Consider the following 26444-nt stretch of genomic DNA (forward strand, 5'->3'; position numbering starts at 1 on the left):
CCGTGACTAAATGTCACGACTCATTTTTCATTACAAAAGCATCATTTGTATTTTAACCGTGATTATTAATTCTGTGTCCATGATGTTGTTAATGTAAATGGATCCCCAGAGACAGACTGTCCATTTATTTCATACACATTCAATTTTGTGGCAATTTTCAATGACTTTGATAAAGACTCCTCAGGTAAGTCAGGTTCATCTTCAAATTCAAGCTTATCACCTGGCGCTAATTCTTCAGAAATAATTGCTTGAGTAAACATTTTCCCTTCTGCAAAATCATACAGTTTGTTATCCTCATCGTATATCAGAATATCGTATTGATGCCCTGAAGCAAAGTCTATTTGTTTCATCTCGTCACTCACATTTTCAAGCGTTAATTGGATACGTAAAGAAGCATTTGTTTGTTCAACATTCATTGCAAATTTTATTCCTTCGTACTCCATCACAACTGGCTCTCCTTCCTTTTCTCCTTGTTCCTGTTCATTTTCTTCTTGATCTAATTCTTGTTGGTTCGTATTAGAATTATTTACGTTATTTCCTATTTCCGTCACGTTTTCTTGGCCACAGGCTGAAATAATAAACATGATTGATGCTAAAATCAATACTACCTTCATTTTTATCATCACCATCTCCCTTAACCATCATCAATGGTCAATTTCTCTAATCTCTCCTTGTACAACTATAGACGTAATTACAGTGAATATGTTACATATTAATCATCTTTACGGAACATGCCATGAATACCTGTTGTTTGTACGATGTTTGTAAAGGCATTTGGATCAACCTCGTCAACAACTTGTTGCAATAAATATAGTTCATAGCGTGTAATGACAATCATCATTACTTCTTTTTCTTCTTTTGAATATCCACCTTTAGCAGGCATTCTTGTGACACCTCTCGTTACTTTTTTATGAAAGGCTTCCTGAAGCTCATCAGCTTTGTTTGTAACAATCATAGCAGTTAATTTAACGTGACGTGTATGTATCGTATCAATAATTCGTGATGCCACATAGATCTGTAGTAATGTATATAGAGCTTTTTCCATTCCGAACATAAATCCTGATGCCATGACAATAATTGCATTCATCATAAAAAAGTAATCACCAATCGCTCGATCACTTTTTTTAGCTGCTAACAACGCTAAAATATCCAGACCACCTGACGATGCTCCCCATTTTAGAAGGACACCAGCACCTATACCTCCAAGCACTCCTCCAAAAACAGAATTTAAGATGATATCTTCCGAAAAACCTTGAACTGGAATTATTTCTAAAAATAATGTTGTAGAAGCAACGTTCACAAAACTAAAAAAAGTGAATTTCTTCCCAACTTTTAACCAGCCTAAAATAGCTACAGGAATATTCAATAATAAAAGTAACACACCAGGAGATAAAGGAATAAATGCAGAAATGATTTGTGCAACACCTGTAAATCCGCTAGCAAAAACATTCGCTGGGATTAAAAACATATTTAAACTCATCGCTAATAAGACCCCACTTAAAACGGAGATCGTAAATACTTTAGCATCCTCTAACTGGATTAATCGATTTGCCATTTAACATCCCCCCCTATCTACCTATACTAGCGTAACAATACTTTATCACAAATAGAAGCCACAATTCATATGAATTGTGGCTTCTACATCATTATTGTTTTAATTTTTCATTATAATAATTAACTGAAAAAGTTGCTCCTTCATCTACCATTGAATTATCTTCAATATCATAAGGATCAGAATGTCCTACTTTTTCGGTTAAATGAGATTGATGATCTTTATTCGTTTTATTATTTATTTTTGCCTTTAACTGATTAACTCTATGGGTAACCTTTTCCCTGTTTTCAGGTTTACCTAAATAATAACTTCCTGCAGCAACTGCGGTTGCAAATAATGTTGACGTGAGCCATTTACTTCCCATGATAAATCCTCCTTTTTAAACACAATGATCTATTCTCAACTAGTTTCTTGATTGCTATTCTGTCCGTTTTCGTTTGATTTATCAATTCAAATTGCGTTAAACCCGTCGCCCACTTATTAAATTAATGACGGCTACAACTAAAGCAACAACTAATAATAAGTGAATAAGTCCTCCGCCAACTTCAAAACTAAACCCTAATAACCACATTAAAACGATTATTCCAACTATTGTCCAAAGCATTTTATCTTCCTCCAATTAAATTTTAATTATTTTATGTCTTAGAATCGACTATTACCGAAAAACAAAAAAATAAAACCTTCTGTGGACTCACAGAAGGAAATTAGGACATTTTCACTATTATTACCATTTCTTTAATTCATCGACATTTTGAATTTCTTTTTCAGGGCCTTGTTTCTCTTCTCCATCCCAATCTAGCATACCACCATCGAAATTAATTACATTCTCAAACCCTTGTTCTTTCATAAATAATGATACATTTTGTGAACGATTACCGCTACGGCATACAAAGACATATTCTTTGTTTTTATCAAACCCTTCTAGTAAATTGGGGATGGAATGCATTGGTAATAGCGGTACACCAGGAATGTGACCACTATAGTATTCTTCTGGCTCTCTCACATCAATGACAACTTTTTCTTTATTTTTATTTGCTAGAATCTTTTTTAATTCTGTTGTATCAACTTGTTTGACTCCATTATATTCATTACTCACTCTAATCACCTCAATAGTTATGTTTAGTTCTCTTACCCACCACAATACCTCAGAAGGTATTTAAAGTAAAGAGAACAACTTCTCGCTACTTTAGCCTATCTTTTATTGAATTCTTTATCTATCTTTTTCCGCAATTGAAACAATCGATACATATGAGAAATAATTACTTTTGCTACTGCGTATGTTGGGACAGCTAAAATTAATCCTAATAATCCAGCAAATCTTCCGGCAACCAAAATTAATACAATAATCGTTAATGGATGAACGGCTAATTTCCGTCCCATCACTTGTGGTGAAATTAAATTACTTTCAATTTGCTGAACGATAACAATTGCTAGGATAACCCATAACACCATCAATGGAGAATCAATAATTGCCACAATGACTGCTGGAACCGTTCCAATCCAAGGTCCAACAAAGGGGACAACATTAGTAAACATAGCAATTAAAGCTAAAATAAGCGAATACTCAATTCCGATAATGAGAAACGAAATGTACATTAAGACACCCACACATACACTAACAATAATTTGACCTTGTATGTAAGAACTAAGTTTATCATCCATATCCTCTAGAATTCGGTGCCCTTCAGACTGCTGTTTTTCAGGCAAAAAACGTAAAAGTTGATTGGGTGCCTTCTCCCCATCTTTTAGTAAATAAAATAACACAAAAGGAACAACAATGAAAATGAGAAGAATATTAATGACTCCTCCAATGAATCCAGCAATGTTAGATGAGATAAAATCAAACGCTTCAGTAAGATAGTTTGTCAAATTATTCGTAATTTCTTCAATTGAGAAATTCTCCGTCTCTTGGAAGCGAGAAAACCACTCATTATCTTCTATTTGAATTAACAATTTCCTAAGTTCTTCAAATAACATTGGCGCATTATCGACTAACCTCATTACTTGGCCTTGAAGGATCGGTCCAACTAATAATACTAGCATCGTAATAACACTTATCATTCCTATATAAATGATGAGAATAGCAATGACTTTCGGTACTTTCCTCATATGTAATAAATGAACTATTGGTCTTAATAGATAAAATAATACCCCAGCAATTAAAAAAGGGATAAATAAAGTTTGAAAAAAAACAACGAGAGGGCGAAAAATAAATGAGACTTCTGTACCTACTAAGATGATTAACAAGATTACTAATATAGCTGCTAATAGTTTAAAAAAACGTGATTGAAACACATGAATCTCCTCATTCCATCCTGATATACAAAAAATTATACCACATTGATTTGAAACAAAAAAACGCTACTTGAAAAAGGGAAATGATCTCTTTTCAAGTAGCTTAGTAGCCTTTATATAATTAGTATGAATTAACTAGTTATACAACATGCGATTTATTGTTTCGACAACTTTCGAACGAGTCTTTGGCAAGATTGCCGTTTAATCATTTTATGAGGAATAATGACTTGTTTAGACTCCATTTCTGGATGAATAATTTCGTCAATGAGACAATTTGCCGCTTCATATCCTAAACTAAAAATATTTATATCAACAGTTGTCATTGGTGGTGTTGATAACTCAGAGATCATCACATTATTAAAGCTAATAATCGATATATCATCTGGAACTTTCACTTCCATTTCATTTAACATTCTCATCACACCAAATGTCATTATATCATCAGCAACGATAAGAGCTGTAGGTCGATCTGTAAGGCTCATCAAGTCGATAACAGCCTCTTGACCACCTTCTTGAAGCTCTTCATGGAAAACAACGTAATCTTTACGAGGTTCAATTCCCGCATTGGTTAATGCTTTTTCGTACCCCTTCATATGGTCTAATGTGACGACGGTATCTAAATTACCGCCAATAAATGCAATTTGCTGATGCCCGAGAAGGATTAAATATTCGGTCACAGTTTTTGCTGCTTTTAAATTATCATTATTGACGTAAGTAATGTCTTTCATCTGATCATCATAAGGTCTTCCAATTACGGTAAATGGAAATTTTTCATTATAAAGATAGTTCATCACCTTATCATTCACTTTTGAGTACAAAAGAACAATACCATCCACTCGTTTTCCTTGAACCATGTCCTGCACTTCTTCAAAAATTTCTTCTTCCGTTTGTCCTGTTGATAAATATAGTCCGTACTCTAACTGGTGAGCTTTCGAACTGATACCTCTAATAACCTCAGGGAAGAAAGGGTTCTGAAATGTTTTGTTTGCAGAATTAGGCATAACCAGTCCGATCGTTTTTGTACTTTTATTTGCAAGGCTTCGGGCATTAAAGTTTGGATGATACCCTAATTCTTTCATTGCCTCACGGACTTTCTCTTTCGTAGGCTCACTGATACGTGGGCTATTTGCAATCACACGTGAAACGGTAGAAGGGGCAACATTTGCTATTTTTGCGACATCTTTTATTGTTACTGCCATGTTATTTCATCCCTTCGTTATAAAAATTAATCCATACTTTATCCAATTATTCAACTATTTATTCTTTATAGCTGTTCAGAATGATTACTCTCATTTTAGCCTGTTCGATATAAAAGAACAATATAAAATACTTCCGAAAGCAACAAAAAGTATTATTCATTCATCATTAACTAAAAAAAGATACGAGAAAAGGAATGTGACCTCCTTCCCCCATATCTCGATGTTCTTATTTCTAATTAACCTTTGGTTGCTCCAGATGCTAATCCAGAAATTAAATAACGTTGCAAGTATAAGTAAACTGCTGCTATTGGTACGGCGATTAAAATCGACCCCGCAGCAAAACGTGTGAACGTATTTGCAAACTCGTCATTAACCATGTTGAACAAACCTAACGCAAGTGTATAATTTTCTGGACTTCTCAACACAATTCGTGGAAGAATGAAATCCATAAAAGGTGCCATGAAATTAAAGAGCGCAACAACTGCTAAAATTGGTTTAGCTAGTGGAAGTAAAATCTGGAAAAAGATTCTAAAATGCCCAGCACCATCGATTTTGGCTGATTCATCAAGTTCTCGTGGAAGCGTATCGAAATAACCTTTAACTAAGAACGCATTCATCGGAATCGCTCCACCGATGTAGATGATAATTAACCCTACCAAGCTGTCAAGTAGCCCAACCGTATTTAATAGAATGTACAAGGCTACCATCGCCATGAGAACAGGGAACATTTGCAAAAGTAAAAATGCATACAAACCATTTTTTCTACCTTTGAATCGATATCTTGAAAATGCGTATGCCGTTAATCCAACGATAAATGTTGCCAAAAATGATACGGTTAGTGCTACAACTAATGTGTTTCTATACCATATTAAATAGTTACTTCGCGGATCAAAGAATAGCCATTCATAGTGAACAAGCGACCAGTTTTCTGGAATCATTGTCGCACCATACAGTGATCTACCTGGGTTTAACGATAATCCAAATGCCCATAGAAGAGGGTAAAGGATGATCACAAACATAATTCCAATGATCGTATATATCGCAATCATTTCTAATAGATTTTTTCGTTTACTACTCATTGGTTTTTTTACTGTTTTTGTGCTCATTAGAAAGTCCCCTCCTCTTTAAAGGAACGTGAACGACGGAATTGGAAAAATGCAAAAGTCGCTACGAGTAACCCTAAGATAATCGATATAGCTGCTGCCATGTTAAATTGTTGATTTTCAAATGTTAGTCCGTAAATCCAAGATATTAATATATCTGATCCACCAGCTGTTTGCCCTCTTACTGCCGGACCACCCTGATTGAAAAGATAGATAATATTAAAATTGTTGAAGTTAAACGAGTACTGCATAATCAATAGTGGTGCTGTAGCAAACATTAAGTGAGGAAACGTAATATTCCTGAACTTCTGCCAACGATTTGCACCATCTATATCTGCTGCTTCATACCAGTCACTAGATATCCCTTGCAATACTCCTGTAAACAGAGCATAAACAAATGGGAAGCCTAACCACACTTGAATCATAATCAGTGCAATCCTTGTCCATGTAGCATCTTGTAGCCAAGGAATTCGCATGTTAAACAATGGTTCAATAAGTTGCAAGTTAATGGCACCGAAGTTGTCATTAAACATTGCTGAAAAAATGATAATTGTTACAAAACCCGGAACCGCCCATGGTAAAATAAATACCGTTCGGATCAGCCTTTTGAATTTTACTCTAGGATCATTGACTAAAATTGCTAAGAACATTGCTAAAGCAATCTGTAGTGTTGTCGCTACGAATGTCCAAATTAAAGTCCAAGATAATACATTAATAAAGGTATTTCTCCACTCATTAATCGTAAATAAGTTCGTGAAGTTCTCAAAGCCAACCCATTCAAGAATATGTCTAGGTGGCGCATTGTATAAGTTGTAGTTTGTAAATGCAAGAAATACCATGAAGAGTAATGGGAACACAACAACAAACATTAGTAAGAATAACCCTGGTCCAATTAATACGTAAGGGAATGCTGTATCCCATGCATTTCTAAATCCCTCGCGGATGTTTGGTACTTTCCAACCTAATTGTATTCTCTTTGCGTCTTTAAGGGCATCTTGAATATTCAAAATGTAGAATGCTAAAAAGAAAACTGTGAATATCAATGAAAGTATTCCATTACTTAAAAAGACTCTGGAATCGTCTTCCCTTGGAACTTCGCCTAGCGTCACCAACCCTTGCAGACCGGTACTGATGAAATCAATCATTGCAATCACAAAAGCAGCAAAGAGAATGAACAAGGCGGCACCTTTGATATATCGTTTGTTGTAAACTTGTCCGAGCCCTGGAATAATTGAAAGCAGCGCAGCTACAGTCGGATTATGCTTCGGGTTGACTAAAATTTCTTGACTGTCTTGACTGTCTTGACTGTTTTTCATAGCCATATTAGCTTCCTCCTGTGAAAGATTTGGGATTGAGAAGATTTTCTCCTCAATCCCTCATCATCTACTAATATTAATTCATGATAGAAATTTGTTCTTTGATTTGTTCTACTGCCTCGTCAAGTACTTCTTGTGGGTCATCCCCTTGAGAGACGAATTCAAGTGCGTCACCAATCGGTTCCCAAACTTGAGACATTTCTGGAATGTTTGGCATTGGTTCAGCATATTGTGTTTGGTCAAAAATTGGAGACATGAACTCATCGTCAATTTCTACATCAGTGTGTGCAGGTAACTCACCAGCTGTTTGGAAATATGTTTCAGAGTTTTCAGCGTTAGTTAAGAACAACGCTAATTCTGTTGCCCAATATTCATTTTCTGTGTAATAGTTCACTAACCAACCTTTGTTACCAGAGAAAGAGCTTAATACTTCTCCATCTTGAGTTGGAAGTGTAGAAATTTCAAGGCTATCGCCTAAAGCTTCTTCATAGTCAGGAATAGACCACGGTCCAGTTACAACCATACCAACTTGACCATCTGTGAATAGACCGTTCATAACGTCGCCGTCAATTCCATCAGGCATTAAATCTTCTTCAAACCAAGATTGAATAATTTCAGCACCTTCTACTGCACCATCACTATTTAGACCAATGTCGTCAGCATCATAAACGCCATCTTCATCTTGACCGAATACATAACCACCAGTAGCAGTTAAGAACGGATATGTGAAGTAGAAGTTAGTTGCTTCCATCAAAAACCCATAAGTGCTTCCGTCAGTTAAATCATGTGCAACATCCATTAAATCGTCCATTGTTTCTGGAGCATCTGGAACTAAGTCTGTGTTGCGGAATAATGCATATGTTTCAACTACAGCAGGAATACCATATTGAATTCCTTCATAGCTAAACGATGTTACAGCTTCCTCATTATAATGAGACAAACGCTCTTGTTGATCGTCTGTTAATTCCAATTCTGCAGCTAAACCTTGAAGGTGAATGTCACCCATACGGTCATGCGGCTGGAAGAACAAGTCTGGCCCTTGACCAGCTGGTCCATCTAAAGACATACCTTCTGTTTGATCAAGCATAGAATAAGGAGTGACATTAACTTCAATTCCATATTCATCAGTAAACTTATCAGCAATCTCTTCATAAGCGTCTAATTGTGCATCTTCATCGTTTACCCACATTGCAAGCTCTTCAGGCTTTTCAGGAGCGTCTGCATCTCCTGCTGCTTCCTCATTACCTTCATTATTCATATTGTTTTCTTCTGCATTGTTCGTTTCTGGATCATTTGCTGGAGCTTCGTTCACGTCGTCATTGTTTCCTCCACCACATGCAACCAATCCGATCGAAGATACAAGCATCAACGACATTAAGAATGATTTACTTTTTAACATTTGTCTTCCCCCTTAATATTTTAAGTTTCTTTTGGTGCGCAATTCGTGTGCCCTTATCTAAACCTTTTCCCAAATGCCTCAATCATATGAAAATATTTTACAAAGATCGTAATCGCTTTCAAAACGATAAAATCTAGTTCATTTTCAATTTATATCGGAAGGTTTTAATGGTTTCACATCCAATAGATGGACCAACTTCGTCAAAGAGGTGAGAAGAAGTCTGACATTAGACAATCGTTTGCGCAAAGTGATTTTAAACGATTCCACCGTTATTTGTGAAATCGTTTGCACCACTTTATAATTTTATTATACATCTAGGTGAATCAAAAACACAACCTTTTTTTATGAATTAAAAGGTATTTTTCATAATGTCACCTTTTTGTCATATTATGTTACTTGTTAATTCGTTGCTCTTTAAGAACTTCAGCTAAATTCTCCAGTGATGTTACTTCTTCTGATAATCGTTTTTGGCGTTCGGTTTGTTCTTCTAAAATGGTTTTGACATTTCCACTTTTTTCTTGCAACACGTTTGCACCATCGACTAATTCTGTTACTGAATTTACGACATCTTCTATGGCGTGATTTATTTGCATAATCGATTCATTAATATCTCGATGCTCTTGGGAAACTTTTGAATTATCTGTTGAAATTTGTTGAAAAAGTCTTGCAGACGAAGCGGTTTTATCTCTCGCTTCGTTACTCTGATTCTGAAAATCATGAAACGCACGAACCACTTCTGTTGCTTCGTTTCTTAATTTTACAAGAACATCTTTTGTTTGTGCTGAAAATGTATTTGTTCCTTGAGATAGTTTCCGTATTTCATCGGCAACTACGGAGAAGCTTCTGCCTTCTTTACCAGCTTTTGCAGCCTCAATAGAGGCGTTAATCGCTAACAAATTCGTTTGATCAGCAATATCATCTATCCCTTTTAGGAATGATGTAATATGATTTAACTGTTCTTGCATCACTTTCACTCGATTAGCTGTACTCCCTGTTTCTTCATTTAATATATTCATTGTTCCTTCAACATCATTCATTAATACAAGACCTTCGTTTGAAACATCTTCTAACGATTTCATTTGGTTACTCATATATTCAATGGACGATTGTATTTCTTCAGAACTTGCAGATACTTCTTCTGTTGTTGCAGATATGGTTCCAGTGAAGTCAGTTTGTCTTTCCATCTCCTGTGAGAATTCGTCCATCGTGTCTTGAATTATTCTCATCCCTTCTAACTGTTCGGATGATTTATGAGAGGTCTCTTTTACGACATTTAACACTTCGCCACTTACTTGATCATTTCTTTCCAACAAAGAAGATAGTCTCATCCCCATTTCTGTTAACCTTGAATCAATTTTCCCAAATTCATCTGATCTATTACTATCCTTTATATAATCAAAATTACCTTCATGATAAGCACCAATTCGATTCATAACCATTTGAACACCTTTGTTTAAATTTTTGGCGAAAAGTAATAAAGAGATCAATGGTACGATAATTAAGGTCGTTAATGCGATCAGTGTGACTGTATCTGTTATATTAATAGACGATTGCAACGATACGGAGGCTTCTTCTCTCTCCCCTTCTAAAAATGTTTGGATTCTTTCATTTACTGTATTAATCGATTCTTCGTTTCTTGTAATAACTGGCGTCACTCTGTTTCTTATTTGATCCACTTCATTACCGACAAATATAGTAGAAAAATATTGGTCATATGTACCTTCATAAGAAAGAATCACATCGTCTAAAAAACTAAAATAATGGTTCGCTTCTTCGTTTGTTGCTACTTCTGATTTTAAATTATCATGTAAAACCCTTGTATCTTGAAGAAGTTCTTCAAATTTTTCAATATGATCTTCATTATAACCAGACGTAGTTAGCTGATATTGTATTAAACTCATTTGTTTTAAACCATTTACTAATTCCGTATAATCTTGTTGAAAGGAAGCGGATTCTTCCAAACGTTGACTTTGTTCGGAAACATCTTGACTGTAATAATAAATAGCCCCACCTGATAAAATGCAGACGAACAAGATAATACTCGTAAGCCCATAAAGTTTATGAATCAATTTCCTTTCTCTAATTTTCTTCTTTGCTTTTTTCTTTTTCCTGCCCATACATTACTTTCCCCCTTTATAATGAAAGAACTAGCTAAAATAACTGCAATTTATATATGCAATCGTTTGCAGTTAGGGCAATTATACCATTTATCATTAGAATCATCTATGACATTTTATTCATTTATTTGATATAGTTTGTAAAACTAACCCTTCTATATTCTCCTGGAGTCATCCCTTCATTTTTTTTAAATACTCTAGAAAAATAGCTCACTTCTGTAAATCCAGCTTCTTTTGCTACAGTTAGTAAGTCTAAACTTTCTTGTTGAAGCAACTCTTTTGCTTTTGTCAATCGACATTGATTCAAGTATTGAACGGGCGACATTCCAATTGTTTTTTTCATTGCTCTTGTTACATAGTCTGGATGATATAGTAATTTTTGAGCCATATCTCTCACACGAAAGTCTAATTCTTTATAATGGTTATCTATGTATTCAACACACTGTAACGCTATGTTTTGGGCACTAGATGGTACTTCCAGAGCGTCTTTTTGAATTTGAATAATAATGTCGAAAAAATAGGTTTGCTGTTTCATTTTATCAGATGGCTCAGTAGAATCGTTCATGTTCAGAAGTTTAGTGAATAGGTTAACTGCTTGTTCTTTTCTACGAAAAGTTCCAAATCTAGGTAAGTATAATTCATATAAATCAGATTTTGTAAACGTATGATTTCGTTTAATTATATTAGACCAATCTAGTTTCTTTTCTTCTACTAAGGAAAAGGATGAATGGAAAGTGAAATGAACCCAAAAAAATTCTGTATTTTCATCGCAAGGGCGAAACCCAGAGTGTTCCAAATGAGGTACTAAAATTAAATATTGTCCTTCCGCCACTGTAATACCCATACCATCTTCCTTCATATATAGCTTACCTTTCGTAACAAACAAAATATCAAAAATGTCGAACTGTCGTAGAAAATGTTGTTTTCCTTTATGAAATGTCGCATTCGACCCTTTAATAAAAACGGGTAAGGGCGGAATAACTGTATTTATTGCGCGTATCATATCGTCCCTCCAAGTCGTTTTTGTTCAATACTATTCGTTTTTTTTACTATTAACTTACTATATACTCCTTTATGATAATAAGAAAGAAATCTTTGGTTCGTTGATTTATATCATAAATGATCGCTACCTTCAGATGATTCTAACAACTATTAAAGAAGGTGTTCTACTTGAGTGATAAACAAAATAACAATACTGCCAAGCTCACTCTTTTTGCATTAACTTGGCCAATCTTTATTGAAATTCTCCTCCATATGTTAATGGGAAATGCTGACACACTAATGTTAAGTCAGTATGATGATAATTCCGTTGCTGCCGTAGGTGTATCTAATCAAATTATGAGTGTTATTATCGTCATGTTTGGTTTCGTAGCTACAGGAACAACCATCCTTATCGCCCAAAACTTAGGCGCAAATAAACCAAGACGAGCATCTCAAATTGCCGTCGTGTCCATCTGTGCGAACATCCTTTTTGGGTTCGGTTTAAGCATTCTTTTGTTTTTTTTCGGTGAACAGATTTTAACTGCGATGAACTTACCTGAAGAATTAATGAGCACCGCTCTTATTTATTTACGAATTGTTGGTGGTTTTGCATTTGTGCAAGCGCTAATCATGACATTATCTGCCATTGTAAAAAGTCACGGTTTCACAAAAGATGCCATGTATGTCACATTAGGCATGAATGTTCTTAATGTAATCGGAAATTATATTTTTATTTTCGGTGCTTTCGGTGCTCCGTCTCTCGGTGCAACTGGAGTTGCTATGAGCACTGCCTTTAGTCGAGGAGTCGGAACAGTTATTTTGTTTATTGTTTTGTATAAAAGAGTGAAAGGAGATCTCCCTTGGAGTTATTTAACTAAAAAGTTTCCAAAAAGAGAGGTTCAAGATTTACTACGAATTGGTATCCCGTCTGCTGGTGAACATTTATCCTATAACACATCACAAATGGTTATTACGTATTTCATTGCAACAATGGGTACAGCAGCCCTTACAACAAGAGTTTACACATTAAATATTATGATGTTTGCATTCCTTTTCTCCATTGCGATTGGGCAAGGAACACAAATACTTGTGGGACATTTAATTGGAGAAAAAAGGCATGAAGAAGCATATAAGAGGTGCTTACGTTCTCTATGGATCGGCATGAGTGTGTCAACTTTTGCGGCTTTTATGTTCGCGTTATTTCGACAACAAATTTTGACTATCTTTACGGATAACCCAGAAATCATCCAATTAGGAAGTATTCTTTTAATTTTAACTGTCATTTTAGAACCGGGACGCGCATTTAATCTAATAGTAATCAACTCTCTTCGCGCAGCAGGAGATGTAAGGTATCCCGTTTATATTGGCATTCTATCCATGTGGGGTGTTTCCGTAACAGTTTCTTATGCTGCTGGAATTTGGCTTGGACTTGGATTAGTAGGTATATGGATTGCATTGATTCTAGATGAATGGCTTCGAGGGCTTCTGATGCTTCGTAGATGGAAAACTAGAAAATGGGAGAAAATGTCCTTTGTCGATTCGAAAGGGGAAGGCGAGGAGCAGAAAGCCCATGTAAATTAGTTAGTGACATTTAAAGCCCAATTAGAATAGAACCTTTTGACAATCTTTAATTATTTTGGTTAAATTAAATAGAATATCAACACTTCTATACGTATGTTGGTATTTTTACTATTTTAAAAAAATAAGGGGGAATTAAGTTGAAGAGAAAATTTACTTCGATGTTTGCATTGGTCTTGACAGGTAGTTTAGTATTGGCCGCTTGTGGAGATGGCAACAACGACGATGTTAATGAAAATAACAACGTTGGTGGCAATAACAATGCAGAGGAAAACAACAACAATGACGCTGCAGATGAAGGAAATAATGAAGCTAGCGACGTGAATGTTGGAAATCTTCAATTAGGTACAGGAAGCACGGGTGGAACGTATTATCCACTAGGTCAGGAAATGGCAACAGTGATCAACAACAATATTGAAGTAGAAGGATTTGACTTAAGCTCCGTTTCTTCAGGCGCGTCTGTTGATAATATTGTAAGTATTTCTCAAGGAGAAATGGCACTTGGAATGACCGTTCACCTTCCAGCTTTAGATGCATTAACTGGTGACGGTGACTTTGAAGGAGTAGCAATTGATAATTTTGGTTTCATGGGTCACATTTACCCAGAAGTCATGCAAATTGTTACTGGAGCTGACTCTGGTATCGAATCTATTAGTGACCTTGAAGGTGCTTCGATTGCCATTGGACCTCCAGGAAGTGGTACTCAAGCTGCTGCTAAATTAATTCTTGAAGCTTATGGTATTGAAGATGGCGATTACGATGCTTTTGAAGAAGGTTTCGGTGACGCTGCTGGTCGAATCCAAGATGGTAACTTAGATGCATCATTTGGACTACTTGGTCTTCCTGCAGGAAGTATCGATGAACTTGCTGTTTCTAGAGATATTAACTTAATTCCTGTTAGCGAAGAAGGTCTTCAATATGTAGAAGAAAACAGCGGATATGAAGCATTAACAATTCCTGCTGATTCTTATGACTTCTTAGAAGAAGATGTTCAAGCAATTACTGCTTATGCAGTATTAGTTGGATCGACTGATTTGATTGATGAAGATCTTGGTTATGACATCATGAAAGCACTTTATGAAAACAGTGGAGATATTTCTCATCCACAAGGTGAATTTCTAACAGAAGAGAATGCAATGAATGGTTCTGATGGTCTTCCACTTCACCCAGGCGCTGAGAGATACTTCGAAGAGATTGGTGTATTAGAGTAAAGATTAACGATGATCGAGGCCGGACCTCAAGAAAGAACGTGTCCGGTCTTTTTTTTTCGATATTCCAAATTTAACCATTGTGCTAGTTATAAAACTATGATAAAAAAAAGATACCTTGTTCATATTGCTCTGTCGCAAATTGTTATGACAGAACATCGACGAAAGTGCAGGAATATATATTCTCCTACCTTTTCGTCGATCTCTTTTTTACATAAGGTCAATGAGAAATGAATAAAAGTTAATAAAGGTGAGGTGAAAGTATGGTAGATAAAGAGAAAGAAATGCTTTCAGAAGAAGAACAGCAAGAAATGCTAGCGAAATACGATAAAGAGTCTTCTTTCCGGCAAAACACCGGTAAATGGAAATGGGTTATCTCATTTCTCGCTATTTCATTAACTGTTTTTCACTTATGGCGAGCTTTTCCACAAAATGGTGGACCGTTAGTATATTTAATGCAAGGATCTGTTCATTTAGGAACAGCAATGGGACTTATTTTCCTTCTTTATCCATTTCGTAGAACTGGTATAAAAAAAGTTGGTATCCCTTGGTACGATGTCATTTTAGCCTTTCTATCGATGGGGTCCGTTTATTATATTTTATTCAGATATGATTGGATAACTGGACCTGCTCGAATTCTTGGTTTTTCCAACCTTGATATCGCTGTCGCTACAATAGGTATTGTTCTTTTATTAGAGGCTACTCGTCGAGCCGTGGGAATTCCAATCATTGTCATCGCTTCTTTAGCGATTATTTATGGTTTATACGGAACAAATATTCCTTACTTTGGACACGGTGGGTTTGATTGGCCAGGCCTTGCTAGAAGATTATTTTTCACTTCTGATGCTATATTCGGAACACCAATACAAATTTCTTCAACCTATATTTTTCTCTTTCTATTTTTTGGTGTAATGTTAACCAAAACTGGAGTAGGTCAATACTTTAATGATTTAGCCTTCGGTGCAACAGGTCGCTTCACTGGTGGTACGGCCAAAGCCGCTGTTGCTGCATCAGCTCTGCAAGGAATGGTTACAGGAAGTTCTGTTGCAAACACCGTTGCTTCTGGTTCGTTTACGATACCAATGATGAAACGAGCCAAGTTCAGACCAGAATTTGCTGCGGCAGCGGAGGCATCTGCTTCAACTGGTGGACAAATCATGCCACCCATTATGGGTGCTGCTGCGTTTATTATGGCAGAGTATGTATCCAGTGTATCTTATAGTGATATTATTGTTATTGGTATTATCCCAGCGATGCTATACTTCACTGGAGTATTCATGGGAACGCACTTTGAAGCAAAACGGTACGGTATTACAGGTCTTCCAAAAAGTGAATTACCTTCAATGAAAGGTCTCGCTAAACGAGCAGATTTACTTTTACCTCTTATCGTAATTGTTTCTATGCTCGTTAATGGTTTTACACCAACTTATGCTGCGTTAACGGGAATTGGGACTGCCTTTCTTGTAAGCTTTTTCCGTAAAGACACACGCATGAAGCCAAGAGATATTGTCGATGCTTTCGAACAAGGGGCAAGAGTAGCCCTCCCTGTTATTGCAGCCTGTGCAACTGCGGGTATTATCGTTGGTGTCGTTGTATTTACTGGTTTAGGTGGGAAAATTGCCGGTGGATTATTGGAAATTGCCGGTGACAGTCTTTTCTTGCTCTTGTTCTTTACAATGATAGCGTGTATTTTACTAGGAATGGGCTTACCAACAACGGCAAATTACGTAGTTACGGCATCCATGGCCGCTCCAGCTTTAATGGCTTATGGAGTCCCTGATATTGCTGCTCACATGTTTGTGTTTTATTTTGGAATCGTTGCAGATATCACACCGCCTGTTTGTTTAGCCGCATACGCTGGCTCGGGTATTGCCAAAGCAAATCCGATGAAAGCAGGTGTCATGGCCTTCAAGTTAGCAATCGCTGGGTTTATTATTCCTTACGTCTTTGTTTATAATCCAGCACTGTTATTACAAGATGCGGACGTGTTAACAGTCGTTCAATTGGTTATTACGGCCCTTCTAGGTATGGCAGCAATAAGTGCTACAATGATGAATTACTTTGTATATTCATTCAAATGGTATGAAAGGCTTATTCTTCTCGCTGCAGGTATCATGCTTATCTATCCAGAAAATTTGGTCATTGAATTGTCTGGATTTGTATTGTTTGTATTGATAGGCTATATTCAACACAAACGAAAAAAAAGAGAAACGCCAACAAATGCAGAAAGTAATGCATAAAGAATTAATCAAAAACGAGCAGAATGGATTTCCCGTTCTGCTCGTTTTATATGTCAATTTCTAAAGATCACATTAGAATTTATGTGAAACCATTATGGAGAACTATTATCTATATGGAATCGCCTCGCACAGACACATCTGTAATCAACTTTATCCTTTCTCCTAATCATAAAAGACATCAAACGTCTCCCAAAGTCCTTCTAATTCTTTTAATCTCTTTTCTACTTTTTTATGTTCAGCCCTCGTCAAAGCTGTGATCAACGCACTGGCAATACTCATAGGGGCAGAAAAGGAATCAATAAACGAGTTAATTTCCGTTGTCGCAACTAATTTATAGTCTGCGTAAGGGACAAGTGGACTGAGTAGATGATCTGTTATCACGACAGTTTTTGCATCTCTTTGTTTTACGTACTTTAATACTTCTACTGTTCTTCTAGTATAACGAGAAAAGCCAAGACCTATAACAAGATCATCTTTAGAAATATCTAAAAGATGTTCGGACACACCATCTGCTTGATGGATCATTTCAGTATTTTGAAGTACTAAATCTAAATAAAATTCCAAAAATCCACCAATACTTGTTGCACTGCGATAAGCGACAATATAAATTCGCTTTGCTTCAATCATTTCATTTACCACTTTTTCAAATATGGCAGGATCAACTTGATTTAACGTTTGTTTTAAGTTTTGAATATCATCTTGTAACACTTCCGTTACAACATTTTCAGTGTAATTATCATCATCTGTCGTTCTAGCTAAAACTTCAGCAGATGTCATTTTTCTTTGCAATGCCTCCTGCAGATGACGTTGCAAATCAGGATAACCTTTGTAGTTGAGGAAAAAGGCAAATCGTATAACGGTAGCTTCTCCTACTTTTACATATTTAGCTAATTTAGAAGCCGTTAAGAAAGGTGCTGTTTCATGATGCTCAATAAGATAATTCGCAATCTTTTTGTGAGATTTACTCATTTTCTCTCTACCTTGAATCATTCGTTGATAAACATCACTTTCAAGCAAGCTGCATCCTCCTTTAGGACACGCCAGCTCCTCCTTTTAATCGATGACACGCTTTCTCATAAGCATTCAGGGTAAATGACAACTCTTTTTCCCCATGTGCCGCTGAAATACTATAGCGATTCAGTGGTTTCGTATAGATTCCCTGTTGCATCAATTCAAAGTCTAACTTCTTTCTGTTACTTGTATTCGTGTTTTGGAGGTCGCGGTAGTGTCGTAGATTTGTTTCTTGGTTCCATATTACATTAAAAATAGAACCAACGCCAAATGTCTGAAGAGGCAATCCCGCATTTCGACCTATTTCTTCAATGCCGTCCCTTAATTTATTAGTATAATGAATAATTCCATCATAATTCGACTCTAAATCTTTTATTGTTGCTAAACCAGCCGCTAAAATCGTAGGGTGTCCATTATACGTTCCGCTATGAAAGAGCACGTCGCGTGCTGTTCCTTTCCCTTGAGAACCAGCTTCAAATACATCGTTTCCTCTGTTAGGAGAACTCACTTCCAATATTTCACTTTTTCCTCCCACTAATCCTATTGGAAATCCTCCACCAATCACTTTTCCTAATGTTGTGATATCAGGTTTGATGCCATATATACTTTGAGCTCCACCTAATGCAGAACGAAAACCCGTTTTCACTTCATCATATATTAACAAAACATGATAATGTTCTGTTAGTTCTCTTAACCGTTGCATGAACTCAACATCAGCTTTGATGAATCCACCTTGGACAGGTTCTATTACTACTGCAGCCAACTCATGATGATGTTTTTTCAATAAATTCTCTATTCCCTCTATGTGATTAAATGGGAATATATAAGGTTCAAGACCATCTATCTCTACTCCCGCTGATTCCGGTACAGCGTTTGGTGCGGCTTCATCCCCAGATTCATTTAGAGGTGGGTTGATACTATATAGCATTTCTTTATAGCCACCGTGATAGTGTCCTTCGAATTTTGCCACTCTTTTCTTCCCTGTAAAAACTTGCGCTAAACGAATCGCTAATTGCGTAGCTTCCGTGCCTGAATTCGTATATCTTATTTTCTCCATCGAAGGAAAATAGTGTTGTATTTTTTTGGCGAATTGAATTTCTAGATGATGAGGTGTTCCGAACAATGCTGTTCCATCGTTCATAAACTGCTCTTTGATCGCTTCAAGGACAGGGGTACTCCCGTGACCTAGAGCAAGTGATCCATAACCCATTAAATAATCTACGTACCAATTCCCATCAAGATCTTTTAGCCAAGCCCCATCTCCTTTATCCATTACAATTGGATAAGGGGCAAAGTATTTAATATTTGCTGTTACTCCTCCAGGCAGATATTTTTCCGCCTCTTTCATGTGTTTAGCTGATTTTTTTGTACCTAATCCAAACTGAATCATAGGATGGTCAATTTTTTCTATGGCCATTTTAAACAAGTCTCCACCTTTCATTCTCCGTTTCATTTTTATGAAATATTTATTTCATTTTATGCTATTTATGCTCGTCTGTGAAGGGATTAATTCATATTTTTTCAAATAATTTTGAATTAATTATTAAAATGGGCTAAGCACGAGAAAAATGAAGTATTTATTTCATTCTTTCAGCATTTCAGATCATTTCCTCCGTTTTTGACCGATTTTGAAGCTTATGTTTAAATGAATATAGAATACACTATGAGGAGGATGATTTCCTATGGCTCAACCAAAGTACATCATGAATATTGAAAAGGTCCCTCACCTTTCTGACGAGGAAAAAGCAAAGTTAAAACAAATTACAGAAAAATTTGTCTTTCGCGTAAATGAATATTATTTAGGATTAATTGATTGGGGCGATCCTAAAGATCCAATTAGAAAATTAGTTATTCCGAATGAAGGAGAATTAGAGGAGTATGGTCGCTGGGATGCTTCTGATGAAGATACAAACTATGTTGTTCCAGGTTGCCAACATAAATATGACCAAACAGCTTTATTAATAGTTTCTGAAGTATGTGGTGCCTATTGCCGTTACTGCTTTAGAAAGCGTTTGTTTAGAAATGATATTAAAGAAGCAATGTCCGATGTTCAACCAGGAATTGAATATATAAAAGAACATCCTGAAATAACAAACGTTTTGTTAACTGGTGGAGATTCTCTAATACTAGCGACGAAAAAATTACGTGGGATTATCGAACAACTTAGAGAAATCCCTCATGTAAAAATTATTCGATTAGGTTCAAAAATGCCTGTTTTTAATCCGATGCGTATTTATGAGGATGAAGAGCTGCTTAAGTTAATAAAAGAGTACTCAACGCCTGAGCAACGAATCTACGTGATGGCTCATATTAATCATCCTGTTGAAATTACCCCTGAAGCGAAAAAAGGCTTCGATGCTTTGCATAATGCTGGAGCGATAGTCGTTAATCAAACTCCTGTTTTAAAAGGAATCAATGACGACCCTAAAGTTCTCGCAGAGCTGTTAGATCAACTGTCATGGGCAGGTGTAACGCCTTACTACTTCTTTATCAATCGACCAGTAGCTGGAAATAATGACTTTGTTCTTTCGTTAAAAGATGCCTATCAAATAGTAGAAGAAGCAAAAGCATTAACTTCTGGATTAGGAAAGCGCGTCCGCTTATCTATGAGTCATACTTCTGGTAAAATTGAGATCTTAGCTATCGAAGACGGTAAAGCTTATTTGAAATACCACCAGTCTCGTGACAATAACTACGGTAAATTTATGGTTCTTGACTGCCCTGAAGATGCATCCTGGTTTGATGATCTTCCTGGAAATGAACAACATTGGGATGCTCCTAAGAAGAAATGGGATGACTTTAAAGGCGCTAACGAAAAAATTGCAGCTAAAGAACAACCGATCACATAATTTTTATCGTTTAATATTATTCATTTGTAATAATATGTCATACAAGTATAAAAGGAATAGAATATTTATATTTGTAACTTAGTAAGAGCCGCTCCTTATTAGGGCGGCTTCTTTACTAATATTAAAAGATATATAGAAATTCCCCCTTCTCCCCTATTTTTTAGTACAATATATGTAGAAATGAACAGAAGAGGGATATGTTATGAAACTGTTTTTATTAATAATTTTAGCTCTTCTTCCACTGGTAGGCTGTTCGGAAGATTTTCTTTTTCAAAATAAATCTCCTTCTAACACCGTTTTACCTATTACAACTGATATTTATCAAACTCCTTTGGCCATGTCTTATCATGCTAATGATCGCACAGACAAAGGGGTTTATTTATCATTTATTGTGGAACATACCGATGAGTCTCCTATTGCCTCTGATGACTATCAGTTTCAGTGGCCGAAATATGTAGCGGATGATAGAGACATCGTATATGAAGTCAAAGATGTTGAATATACACACAGTGAGATTGATAACAAAACATTAGAAAACCATCAACTTGGCATCAAACTAAAAATCACACCTCCTCCACCTAAAGGAAGTGTTGACCAACTAATCCAAATTCCATTGTATATTGTTCCAAGGTTATTTGAACAAGGATATCCTTTTCCTATCGACGAGGAAGTCATTGATCAAATAGAAGTTGGTGATTTAATCCTTGAAGATGTTCAAGTAAAAGAGAACACGGTATCCTTTAATCTTCTCGATCAGCACCCTGATGGAAACCACCGCCATTTAGCTTACTTATTTTCACGACTCCAGGAAGGACAAAATATTTATCCGATGTTTTCAAGAATGGAAAAAATCGATAATCATCTTCATGTTCAATTAGAATTTGCTCAAGATATCACTCTGCCAGGTCGATTCTCTATCGATCGAACAACGGTAGATTTGCCAGAATGGCGTTTTTCTTTCGTCCTACCCCTGAACGAAGACAATCTTGAATAACACTCATATAACAACCGTTCGTGTTATAAAAGAAGCACCAATTTCGGTGCTTCTTTTTTATTAATTATGCTTAGACCATTTAACACCTTTAATTATTAATCAAAATCATCATCATGTTCCTCTGGAACGTATCCCGTATCAGGCATTACTCCAGGATACCCGTTCGGTTGCGAATGATAAGCGTCCTGATAAGACATGGCATATTGAGGTTGTGGAGAGATATGATTCCCCATCATTGGTTGTGCTTCTTGCCCTTGACCAGCTCCAGGAGAGCCATAAGGGTGGCCTTCTTGAAAGCCGGAGTATTGATGTTCCGCCAGACTAAAGTCTGTCTGAGGTGATCCTTGTTGTTGAGGAAAACCCATCTGGCCAAGTTGAGATGGATTCATTGTCATATGATTTGGCTGAGAATGTTGCTGCGAATAACTCCCTCCCATATTAGCATAACCTTGCGTTGCTTGATGGTGATATGCAGGATGGCTCATCGCCCCATATTGTGGTTGCTGCTGGTACATCATATGAGCTTGACTAGGTGGGTGGCTAGCCCCCATTACTTGACTTGGTTGGTGCATCATAGCATTAGGTGTTTGCATGTATCCAGGGTATTGTTTGGCTTTCTTGTGACAATTACAGTTCATATGTTGAACCCCTTTCCTCTTCTATTCTTGCTGACTACGTCACTATCCATTAGTTATACATTTGTTAGCGACGATTCTCTTCATCTTATGAAGCCCGGTTAAAAATGTGACATTCCCCTAAGTCATTCGCCGTCACATGTTTCAAAAATTAGAAAACAACATCTACAGTTATTCAATCATCAAATATGATATGATTACGTTACATTTTATTTGGAGGAATTTATCATGAACATTGTTGTGACAACCTTGAACGCTAAGTACATCCATACTTGTTTAGCCTTGAGACTTTTAAAAGCTTATGCCCAGCCTGAATTCAATATCGATATGTGTGAATTCACGATTAAAGATCCTGAAATGAACGTTGTTTCTGATCTTTATATGAGAAAACCAGATGTCATAGGTTTTAGCTGCTATATATGGAATATTGATAAAACGCTTCAAATCGTAAAAATGCTTAAAAAAGTCCTACCAAAAACGACACTTCTTCTTGGAGGACCTGAAGTTTCCTTTGACTCTCGTTATTGGATGGAAAAACACCCTGAGATTGATTTGATTGTTCGTGGTGAAGGAGAAGAAACTTTCAAACAAGTGCTAAAAAGTATAGAAAATGAACAGTCATTTAACGATATTGGCAGCCTTGCCTTTCGTAAAAATGATCAAATTATACTTACTCCGGAAAAGGCAAACTTAAATATTCATTCTATATCAAGTCCTTACCGATTTGAGGAAGATCGCGAAGAATTAAACAAGCGAATTGTCTATTTTGAAACAAGCCGTGGGTGTCCTTTTCAATGCCAATTCTGTTTGTCTTCCATTGAAGTTGGAGTTCGTTATTTTGATATTGAAAAAGTTAAAAAAGATATTCTCTATCTTATCGACCACGGTGCAAAAATGATTAAGTTTATCGATCGTACCTTTAATATTAAGAGGGACTACGCTCTAGAAATGTTCCAGTTTTTAATTGATAATCACCAAGGGTGTCAATTTCAATTTGAGATCACCGCTGATATTATGCGACCTGAGGTGTTGGAATTTCTTAATGAACATGCCCCAAAAGGGGTGTTTAGATTTGAGATTGGAGTTCAGTCAACGAATGATGATACAAATTTACTTGTGAAACGAAAACAAAATTTTTCGAAGTTATCACGAACTGTCCGTTTAATTAAAGAAGGTGGTAAAATAGACCAACATCTTGATTTGATTGCTGGACTCCCTGAAGAAAATTACGAATCTTTTAAGAGAACGTTTAACGATGTTATTGCACTCGACCCTGAAGAGCTTCAACTAGGCTTTTTGAAGATGTTACGAGGTACTGGAATGAGAGCGATGGCCAATGATTATCGATATGAATACATGGATCACGCCCCATACGAAATTCTTTCTAACAGTGTATTGAGCTTTGACGATGTGGTTCGAATAAAAAGAGTAGAAGACATTCTAGAAAAATATTGGAATGATCACCGATTAGATCATACCGTTCATTATCTAATTCAACATGCATTTACAACACCATTTGATTTTTTTCAGAAGTTTGGAGACTATTGGGATTTCCATGGTTGGGGGAAAATTGGTCACCAGTTTGAAGATTTATTTACTCGACTATCTCAATTCCTTGAATCAGAAAACATCATAGAGCCAGAGATCGTTCAAGCACTAATGAAACTTGATTATCTCATTCATTTTAATCAAAAACCGAGAAAAGTTTGGTGGACAAATCGTCTAAATAAAGATGAGATCAATGATGTGCGAGCATTTGCCAAACAAAGTCTTCCATCAATCAATGACTATTTATCTGATGTACGTGCAATGTCCAAACATGTTATGGTCGAATCCGCACCTTTTGATGCTGAGTTATATTTATCTAAAGGTATTATTAAAAAACAAGATGGACTGATATTCGTTGTTTATGATCCTCAAAACGGATCTCCACAGGTGCAATATGTAGCGAAAGAACTTCAAAACTAATTTTATCGTAAGTTATTTCACCCTTCATTAAAAGTAAAAAAAGCCGATCAGCGTTTGATCGGTTTTTTTACAATTTCATACCCTTCCATTTTCATGATGTGGTTCATTGCTTGACGATAATGAGGAAAGGTATTTTGTTTGTACTTATTGTCAAGTTTCACAAATTCTTTGACAAGTTCCTTTGTAAAACCAGCAAAAAACACATCAGGCCCCATCAAATAAACGGATTCAACAACTTTATCTAATTGTTGAGCAACTGTTTCATTTTCCATTATCGTTACACCTGACATATCAAATACAATATAATCAGCATCACTGCGTAATACTTCTTGGAGTAGTTTACTTGTTAAATGGTCAATTCTTTTTTCATTAAACGATCCTATCAAAGGAACAAATAACGTGTTTGATAGCATACTCGGTAAAACAGGTGTGGAAAGTTCATTGATCAATTTTTGATCGAAATTTCTTAGTTCTTCTTGTTTCGTAATATCTTGCCAAAATAAAATATAACCCTTTACACTATTTTCGTCATCTGTCACCTGATTTACGACAATATTTGCAACATATTCATCAAAAATTTTAATTGTTGCTTGATGGGGAAAAATATTTTTCTTCTTCATCACATGGTGATAAGAGGAATCAAAAGAATGAAGATCAGATAGTTTTTTGCCAATCAGTTCTGACGCATCATTAATATCAAAAAATCCAAAAAATTCCTGTATAATTTTTTCTGCTGCTTCATTCATCCAAACCAGTTTCATTTCACCGTCCGCCAAAAATACATTGTCGGTTAATGAATTCAAAACGCTGTAGGTTTCAGAATGAAAGAGGGTTTCTGATGACATAGTATTCAACCCTTCCCAAAGTCTGGACACGTTGTTTTTTCTTTTATCATGTAATCATATATATTCCTTTGATAACATTCTGTTTTATCATACAAAATTTTAATATTTTCTGTCACAAAACTCTTTCACTATTTTTAACATATCCTGTCTTTGCTCATCTGATTTTTGAATCACATCTCCAAGATGAATAACTCCATCTAGTTTAAATCCACAAAACTGGAAAATGCTTTTGTCAATCAAATCAACCATATGATGATACATTCCTGACTCGATAAACTCTTCTTCAGGCGCACCGGTCGTGAAAATCATTGATACTTTTTTATTTTTCATAAGAGGAATTGGTGATTCTCCATTTAATTCATAAGCGAACCCATATGAAAGGACACGATCAATGTATCCTTTCCCGATTGCAGGAAAACCGCCCCACCACACAGGAAAAATAAAGATTATTTGATCTGCCCAACGAATCATTTCCTGTTCCTCTTCACAATCACTCTCATAGTGATGATTTAGACTTTCTCGATATTCTTCCCATGTTAAATGCGATTTAAAAGGTCCAGCATACAAATGATTCACTTCTACTTGGTGTTTTTTTTCCGTTAATGAGGTGATTAACTCTTTTAAAATCGATCCATTAAAACTATCTTTTACCGGATGCATATAAATAATATAAACGTTCATTTTTTTCTCCTTTACTCAGGTACTCTATCTATATCTGCATCGTACCCTCTTATATAATCTTCGGACATTTCCCCTTCTGCAAAAAGAACAAACCTCTCTGTTTTTTCTTGCCCATCTATTTCAACCGTTACTTCCGCATACCATTCCCCTTCCATAGCTAGAGGAAGGTCTAATGCAAATTTTCCTTTATCCTTTTCTTCCATCGTTCCTGTCATAGGATGATTCATACGCTCCATATTCATGTAAAGAAATACTTGATCTGCTGAAATATTCTCTCCTTCTTTGTCTATTAAGGCTACTTCATATGTATGAAATACTCCAGTTTTATGAATTTCATTTTCATTCATAAATTTAATCTCTGTCTCTTCTAACGCGGAGGGAGATTGGCAAGCCACTATTAATACGATGAAGATACTAGAAATTGTCATAAAATCGACGATTTTTTTCAATCTTGATACACCCCTATTTCGTTA

Annotated in this window: 24 protein-coding genes; 6 read left to right on the forward strand and 18 right to left on the reverse strand. The window is 36.0% G+C overall.

Going from position 1 to position 26444, the window contains the following annotated elements; all coding sequences use genetic code 11:
• Nucleotides 1-65 precede the first annotated feature (65 nt).
• The 12 genes from QDN89_RS06620 to QDN89_RS06675 form a co-directional block, all read right to left on the reverse strand.
• On the reverse strand, nt 66-623 hold the full coding sequence (locus tag QDN89_RS06620; protein WP_280769308.1) for a BsuPI-related putative proteinase inhibitor: 558 nt from the start codon (nt 621-623) through the stop codon (nt 66-68).
• An 89-nt stretch (nt 624-712) separates the two neighbouring features.
• A complete protein-coding gene (locus QDN89_RS06625; protein ID WP_280769309.1) occupies nt 713-1555 on the reverse strand; it encodes a YitT family protein in 843 nt (280 codons plus the stop codon).
• Nucleotides 1556-1646: 91 nt separating this feature from the next.
• The gene (locus QDN89_RS06630; protein ID WP_280769310.1) at nt 1647-1916 is read right to left on the reverse strand and encodes a hypothetical protein; all 270 of its coding nucleotides are present in this window, start codon (nt 1914-1916) and stop codon (nt 1647-1649) included.
• 96 nt (nt 1917-2012) lie between these two features.
• Nucleotides 2013-2156, reverse strand: coding sequence for a lmo0937 family membrane protein (locus QDN89_RS06635; RefSeq protein WP_280769311.1), 144 nt, complete (start codon nt 2154-2156; stop codon nt 2013-2015).
• Between the two features lie 120 nt (nt 2157-2276).
• The gene (locus QDN89_RS06640) at nt 2277-2648 is read right to left on the reverse strand and encodes a rhodanese-like domain-containing protein (protein WP_280769312.1); all 372 of its coding nucleotides are present in this window, start codon (nt 2646-2648) and stop codon (nt 2277-2279) included.
• Between the two features lie 95 nt (nt 2649-2743).
• Nucleotides 2744-3847 carry an AI-2E family transporter gene (locus tag QDN89_RS06645; RefSeq protein WP_280769313.1) on the reverse strand — a complete coding sequence of 368 codons (1104 nt, stop codon included), beginning with the start codon at nt 3845-3847 and terminating at the stop codon, nt 2744-2746.
• 155 nt (nt 3848-4002) lie between these two features.
• A complete protein-coding gene (locus QDN89_RS06650; RefSeq protein ID WP_280769314.1) occupies nt 4003-5046 on the reverse strand; it encodes a LacI family DNA-binding transcriptional regulator in 1044 nt (347 codons plus the stop codon).
• Between the two features lie 236 nt (nt 5047-5282).
• Nucleotides 5283-6125 (reverse strand): sugar ABC transporter permease, encoded by an 843-nt coding sequence (locus QDN89_RS06655; RefSeq protein WP_280769376.1) that lies wholly within the window; start codon nt 6123-6125, stop codon nt 5283-5285.
• 26 nt (nt 6126-6151) lie between these two features.
• The gene (locus QDN89_RS06660) at nt 6152-7471 is read right to left on the reverse strand and encodes a sugar ABC transporter permease (RefSeq protein ID WP_280769315.1); all 1320 of its coding nucleotides are present in this window, start codon (nt 7469-7471) and stop codon (nt 6152-6154) included.
• Nucleotides 7472-7541: 70 nt separating this feature from the next.
• Entirely contained in the window at nt 7542-8864 is a 1323-nt protein-coding gene (locus QDN89_RS06665) for a sugar ABC transporter substrate-binding protein (RefSeq protein ID WP_280769316.1), read from the reverse strand.
• 392 nt (nt 8865-9256) lie between these two features.
• Nucleotides 9257-10981, reverse strand: a complete 1725-nt coding sequence (locus QDN89_RS06670; protein WP_280769317.1) for a methyl-accepting chemotaxis protein — start codon at nt 10979-10981, stop codon at nt 9257-9259.
• 124 nt (nt 10982-11105) lie between these two features.
• A complete protein-coding gene (locus QDN89_RS06675) occupies nt 11106-11984 on the reverse strand; it encodes a helix-turn-helix transcriptional regulator (protein ID WP_280769318.1) in 879 nt (292 codons plus the stop codon).
• A gap of 167 nt (nt 11985-12151) precedes the next feature.
• On the opposite strand from QDN89_RS06675, the gene QDN89_RS06680 reads away from it, so the two are divergent.
• From QDN89_RS06680 to QDN89_RS06690, 3 genes are all read left to right on the forward strand, one after another.
• Entirely contained in the window at nt 12152-13543 is a 1392-nt protein-coding gene (locus QDN89_RS06680) for an MATE family efflux transporter (protein ID WP_280769319.1), read from the forward strand.
• A 137-nt stretch (nt 13544-13680) separates the two neighbouring features.
• Complete coding sequence (locus QDN89_RS06685; protein ID WP_280769320.1) at nt 13681-14751, forward strand: TAXI family TRAP transporter solute-binding subunit; 1071 nt, start codon at nt 13681-13683, stop codon at nt 14749-14751.
• A gap of 260 nt (nt 14752-15011) precedes the next feature.
• Nucleotides 15012-16988, forward strand: coding sequence for a TRAP transporter permease (locus tag QDN89_RS06690; protein WP_280769321.1), 1977 nt, complete (start codon nt 15012-15014; stop codon nt 16986-16988).
• 162 nt (nt 16989-17150) lie between these two features.
• Here QDN89_RS06690 and QDN89_RS06695 read toward each other — a convergent pair whose 3' ends face one another.
• Both QDN89_RS06695 and QDN89_RS06700 read right to left on the reverse strand, forming a co-directional pair.
• On the reverse strand, nt 17151-18005 hold the full coding sequence (locus QDN89_RS06695) for a MurR/RpiR family transcriptional regulator (protein WP_280769322.1): 855 nt from the start codon (nt 18003-18005) through the stop codon (nt 17151-17153).
• Between the two features lie 13 nt (nt 18006-18018).
• A complete protein-coding gene (locus tag QDN89_RS06700; protein WP_280769323.1) occupies nt 18019-19416 on the reverse strand; it encodes an aspartate aminotransferase family protein in 1398 nt (465 codons plus the stop codon).
• A gap of 265 nt (nt 19417-19681) precedes the next feature.
• Here QDN89_RS06700 and QDN89_RS06705 point away from each other — a divergent pair, with 265 nt between their 5' ends.
• Nucleotides 19682-20848 carry a KamA family radical SAM protein gene (locus tag QDN89_RS06705; RefSeq protein ID WP_280769324.1) on the forward strand — a complete coding sequence of 389 codons (1167 nt, stop codon included), beginning with the start codon at nt 19682-19684 and terminating at the stop codon, nt 20846-20848.
• A gap of 202 nt (nt 20849-21050) precedes the next feature.
• On the forward strand, nt 21051-21842 hold the full coding sequence (locus tag QDN89_RS06710) for a hypothetical protein (RefSeq protein ID WP_280769325.1): 792 nt from the start codon (nt 21051-21053) through the stop codon (nt 21840-21842).
• 95 nt (nt 21843-21937) lie between these two features.
• On the opposite strand, the gene QDN89_RS06715 is transcribed toward QDN89_RS06710, so the two are convergent.
• Nucleotides 21938-22480, reverse strand: a complete 543-nt coding sequence (locus tag QDN89_RS06715) for a hypothetical protein (protein WP_280769326.1) — start codon at nt 22478-22480, stop codon at nt 21938-21940.
• A gap of 225 nt (nt 22481-22705) precedes the next feature.
• On the opposite strand from QDN89_RS06715, the gene QDN89_RS06720 reads away from it, so the two are divergent.
• On the forward strand, nt 22706-24445 hold the full coding sequence (locus tag QDN89_RS06720; RefSeq protein WP_280769327.1) for a B12-binding domain-containing radical SAM protein: 1740 nt from the start codon (nt 22706-22708) through the stop codon (nt 24443-24445).
• A gap of 47 nt (nt 24446-24492) precedes the next feature.
• Here the strand turns inward: QDN89_RS06720 and QDN89_RS06725 are convergent, their stop codons facing one another.
• The 3 genes from QDN89_RS06725 to QDN89_RS06735 form a co-directional block, all read right to left on the reverse strand.
• Nucleotides 24493-25206: an STAS domain-containing protein gene (locus QDN89_RS06725; protein ID WP_280769328.1), complete on the reverse strand. Its 714-nt coding sequence runs from the start codon at nt 25204-25206 to the stop codon at nt 24493-24495.
• 183 nt (nt 25207-25389) lie between these two features.
• The gene (locus QDN89_RS06730; RefSeq protein ID WP_280769329.1) at nt 25390-25971 is read right to left on the reverse strand and encodes an NAD(P)H-dependent oxidoreductase; all 582 of its coding nucleotides are present in this window, start codon (nt 25969-25971) and stop codon (nt 25390-25392) included.
• Between the two features lie 11 nt (nt 25972-25982).
• Nucleotides 25983-26420: a hypothetical protein gene (locus QDN89_RS06735; protein WP_280769330.1), complete on the reverse strand. Its 438-nt coding sequence runs from the start codon at nt 26418-26420 to the stop codon at nt 25983-25985.
• Nucleotides 26421-26444 lie beyond the last annotated feature (24 nt).

The sequence above is a fragment of the Salipaludibacillus daqingensis genome (assembly GCF_029891575.1).
Classification (GTDB): domain Bacteria; phylum Bacillota; class Bacilli; order Bacillales; family Salisediminibacteriaceae; genus Salipaludibacillus; species Salipaludibacillus daqingensis.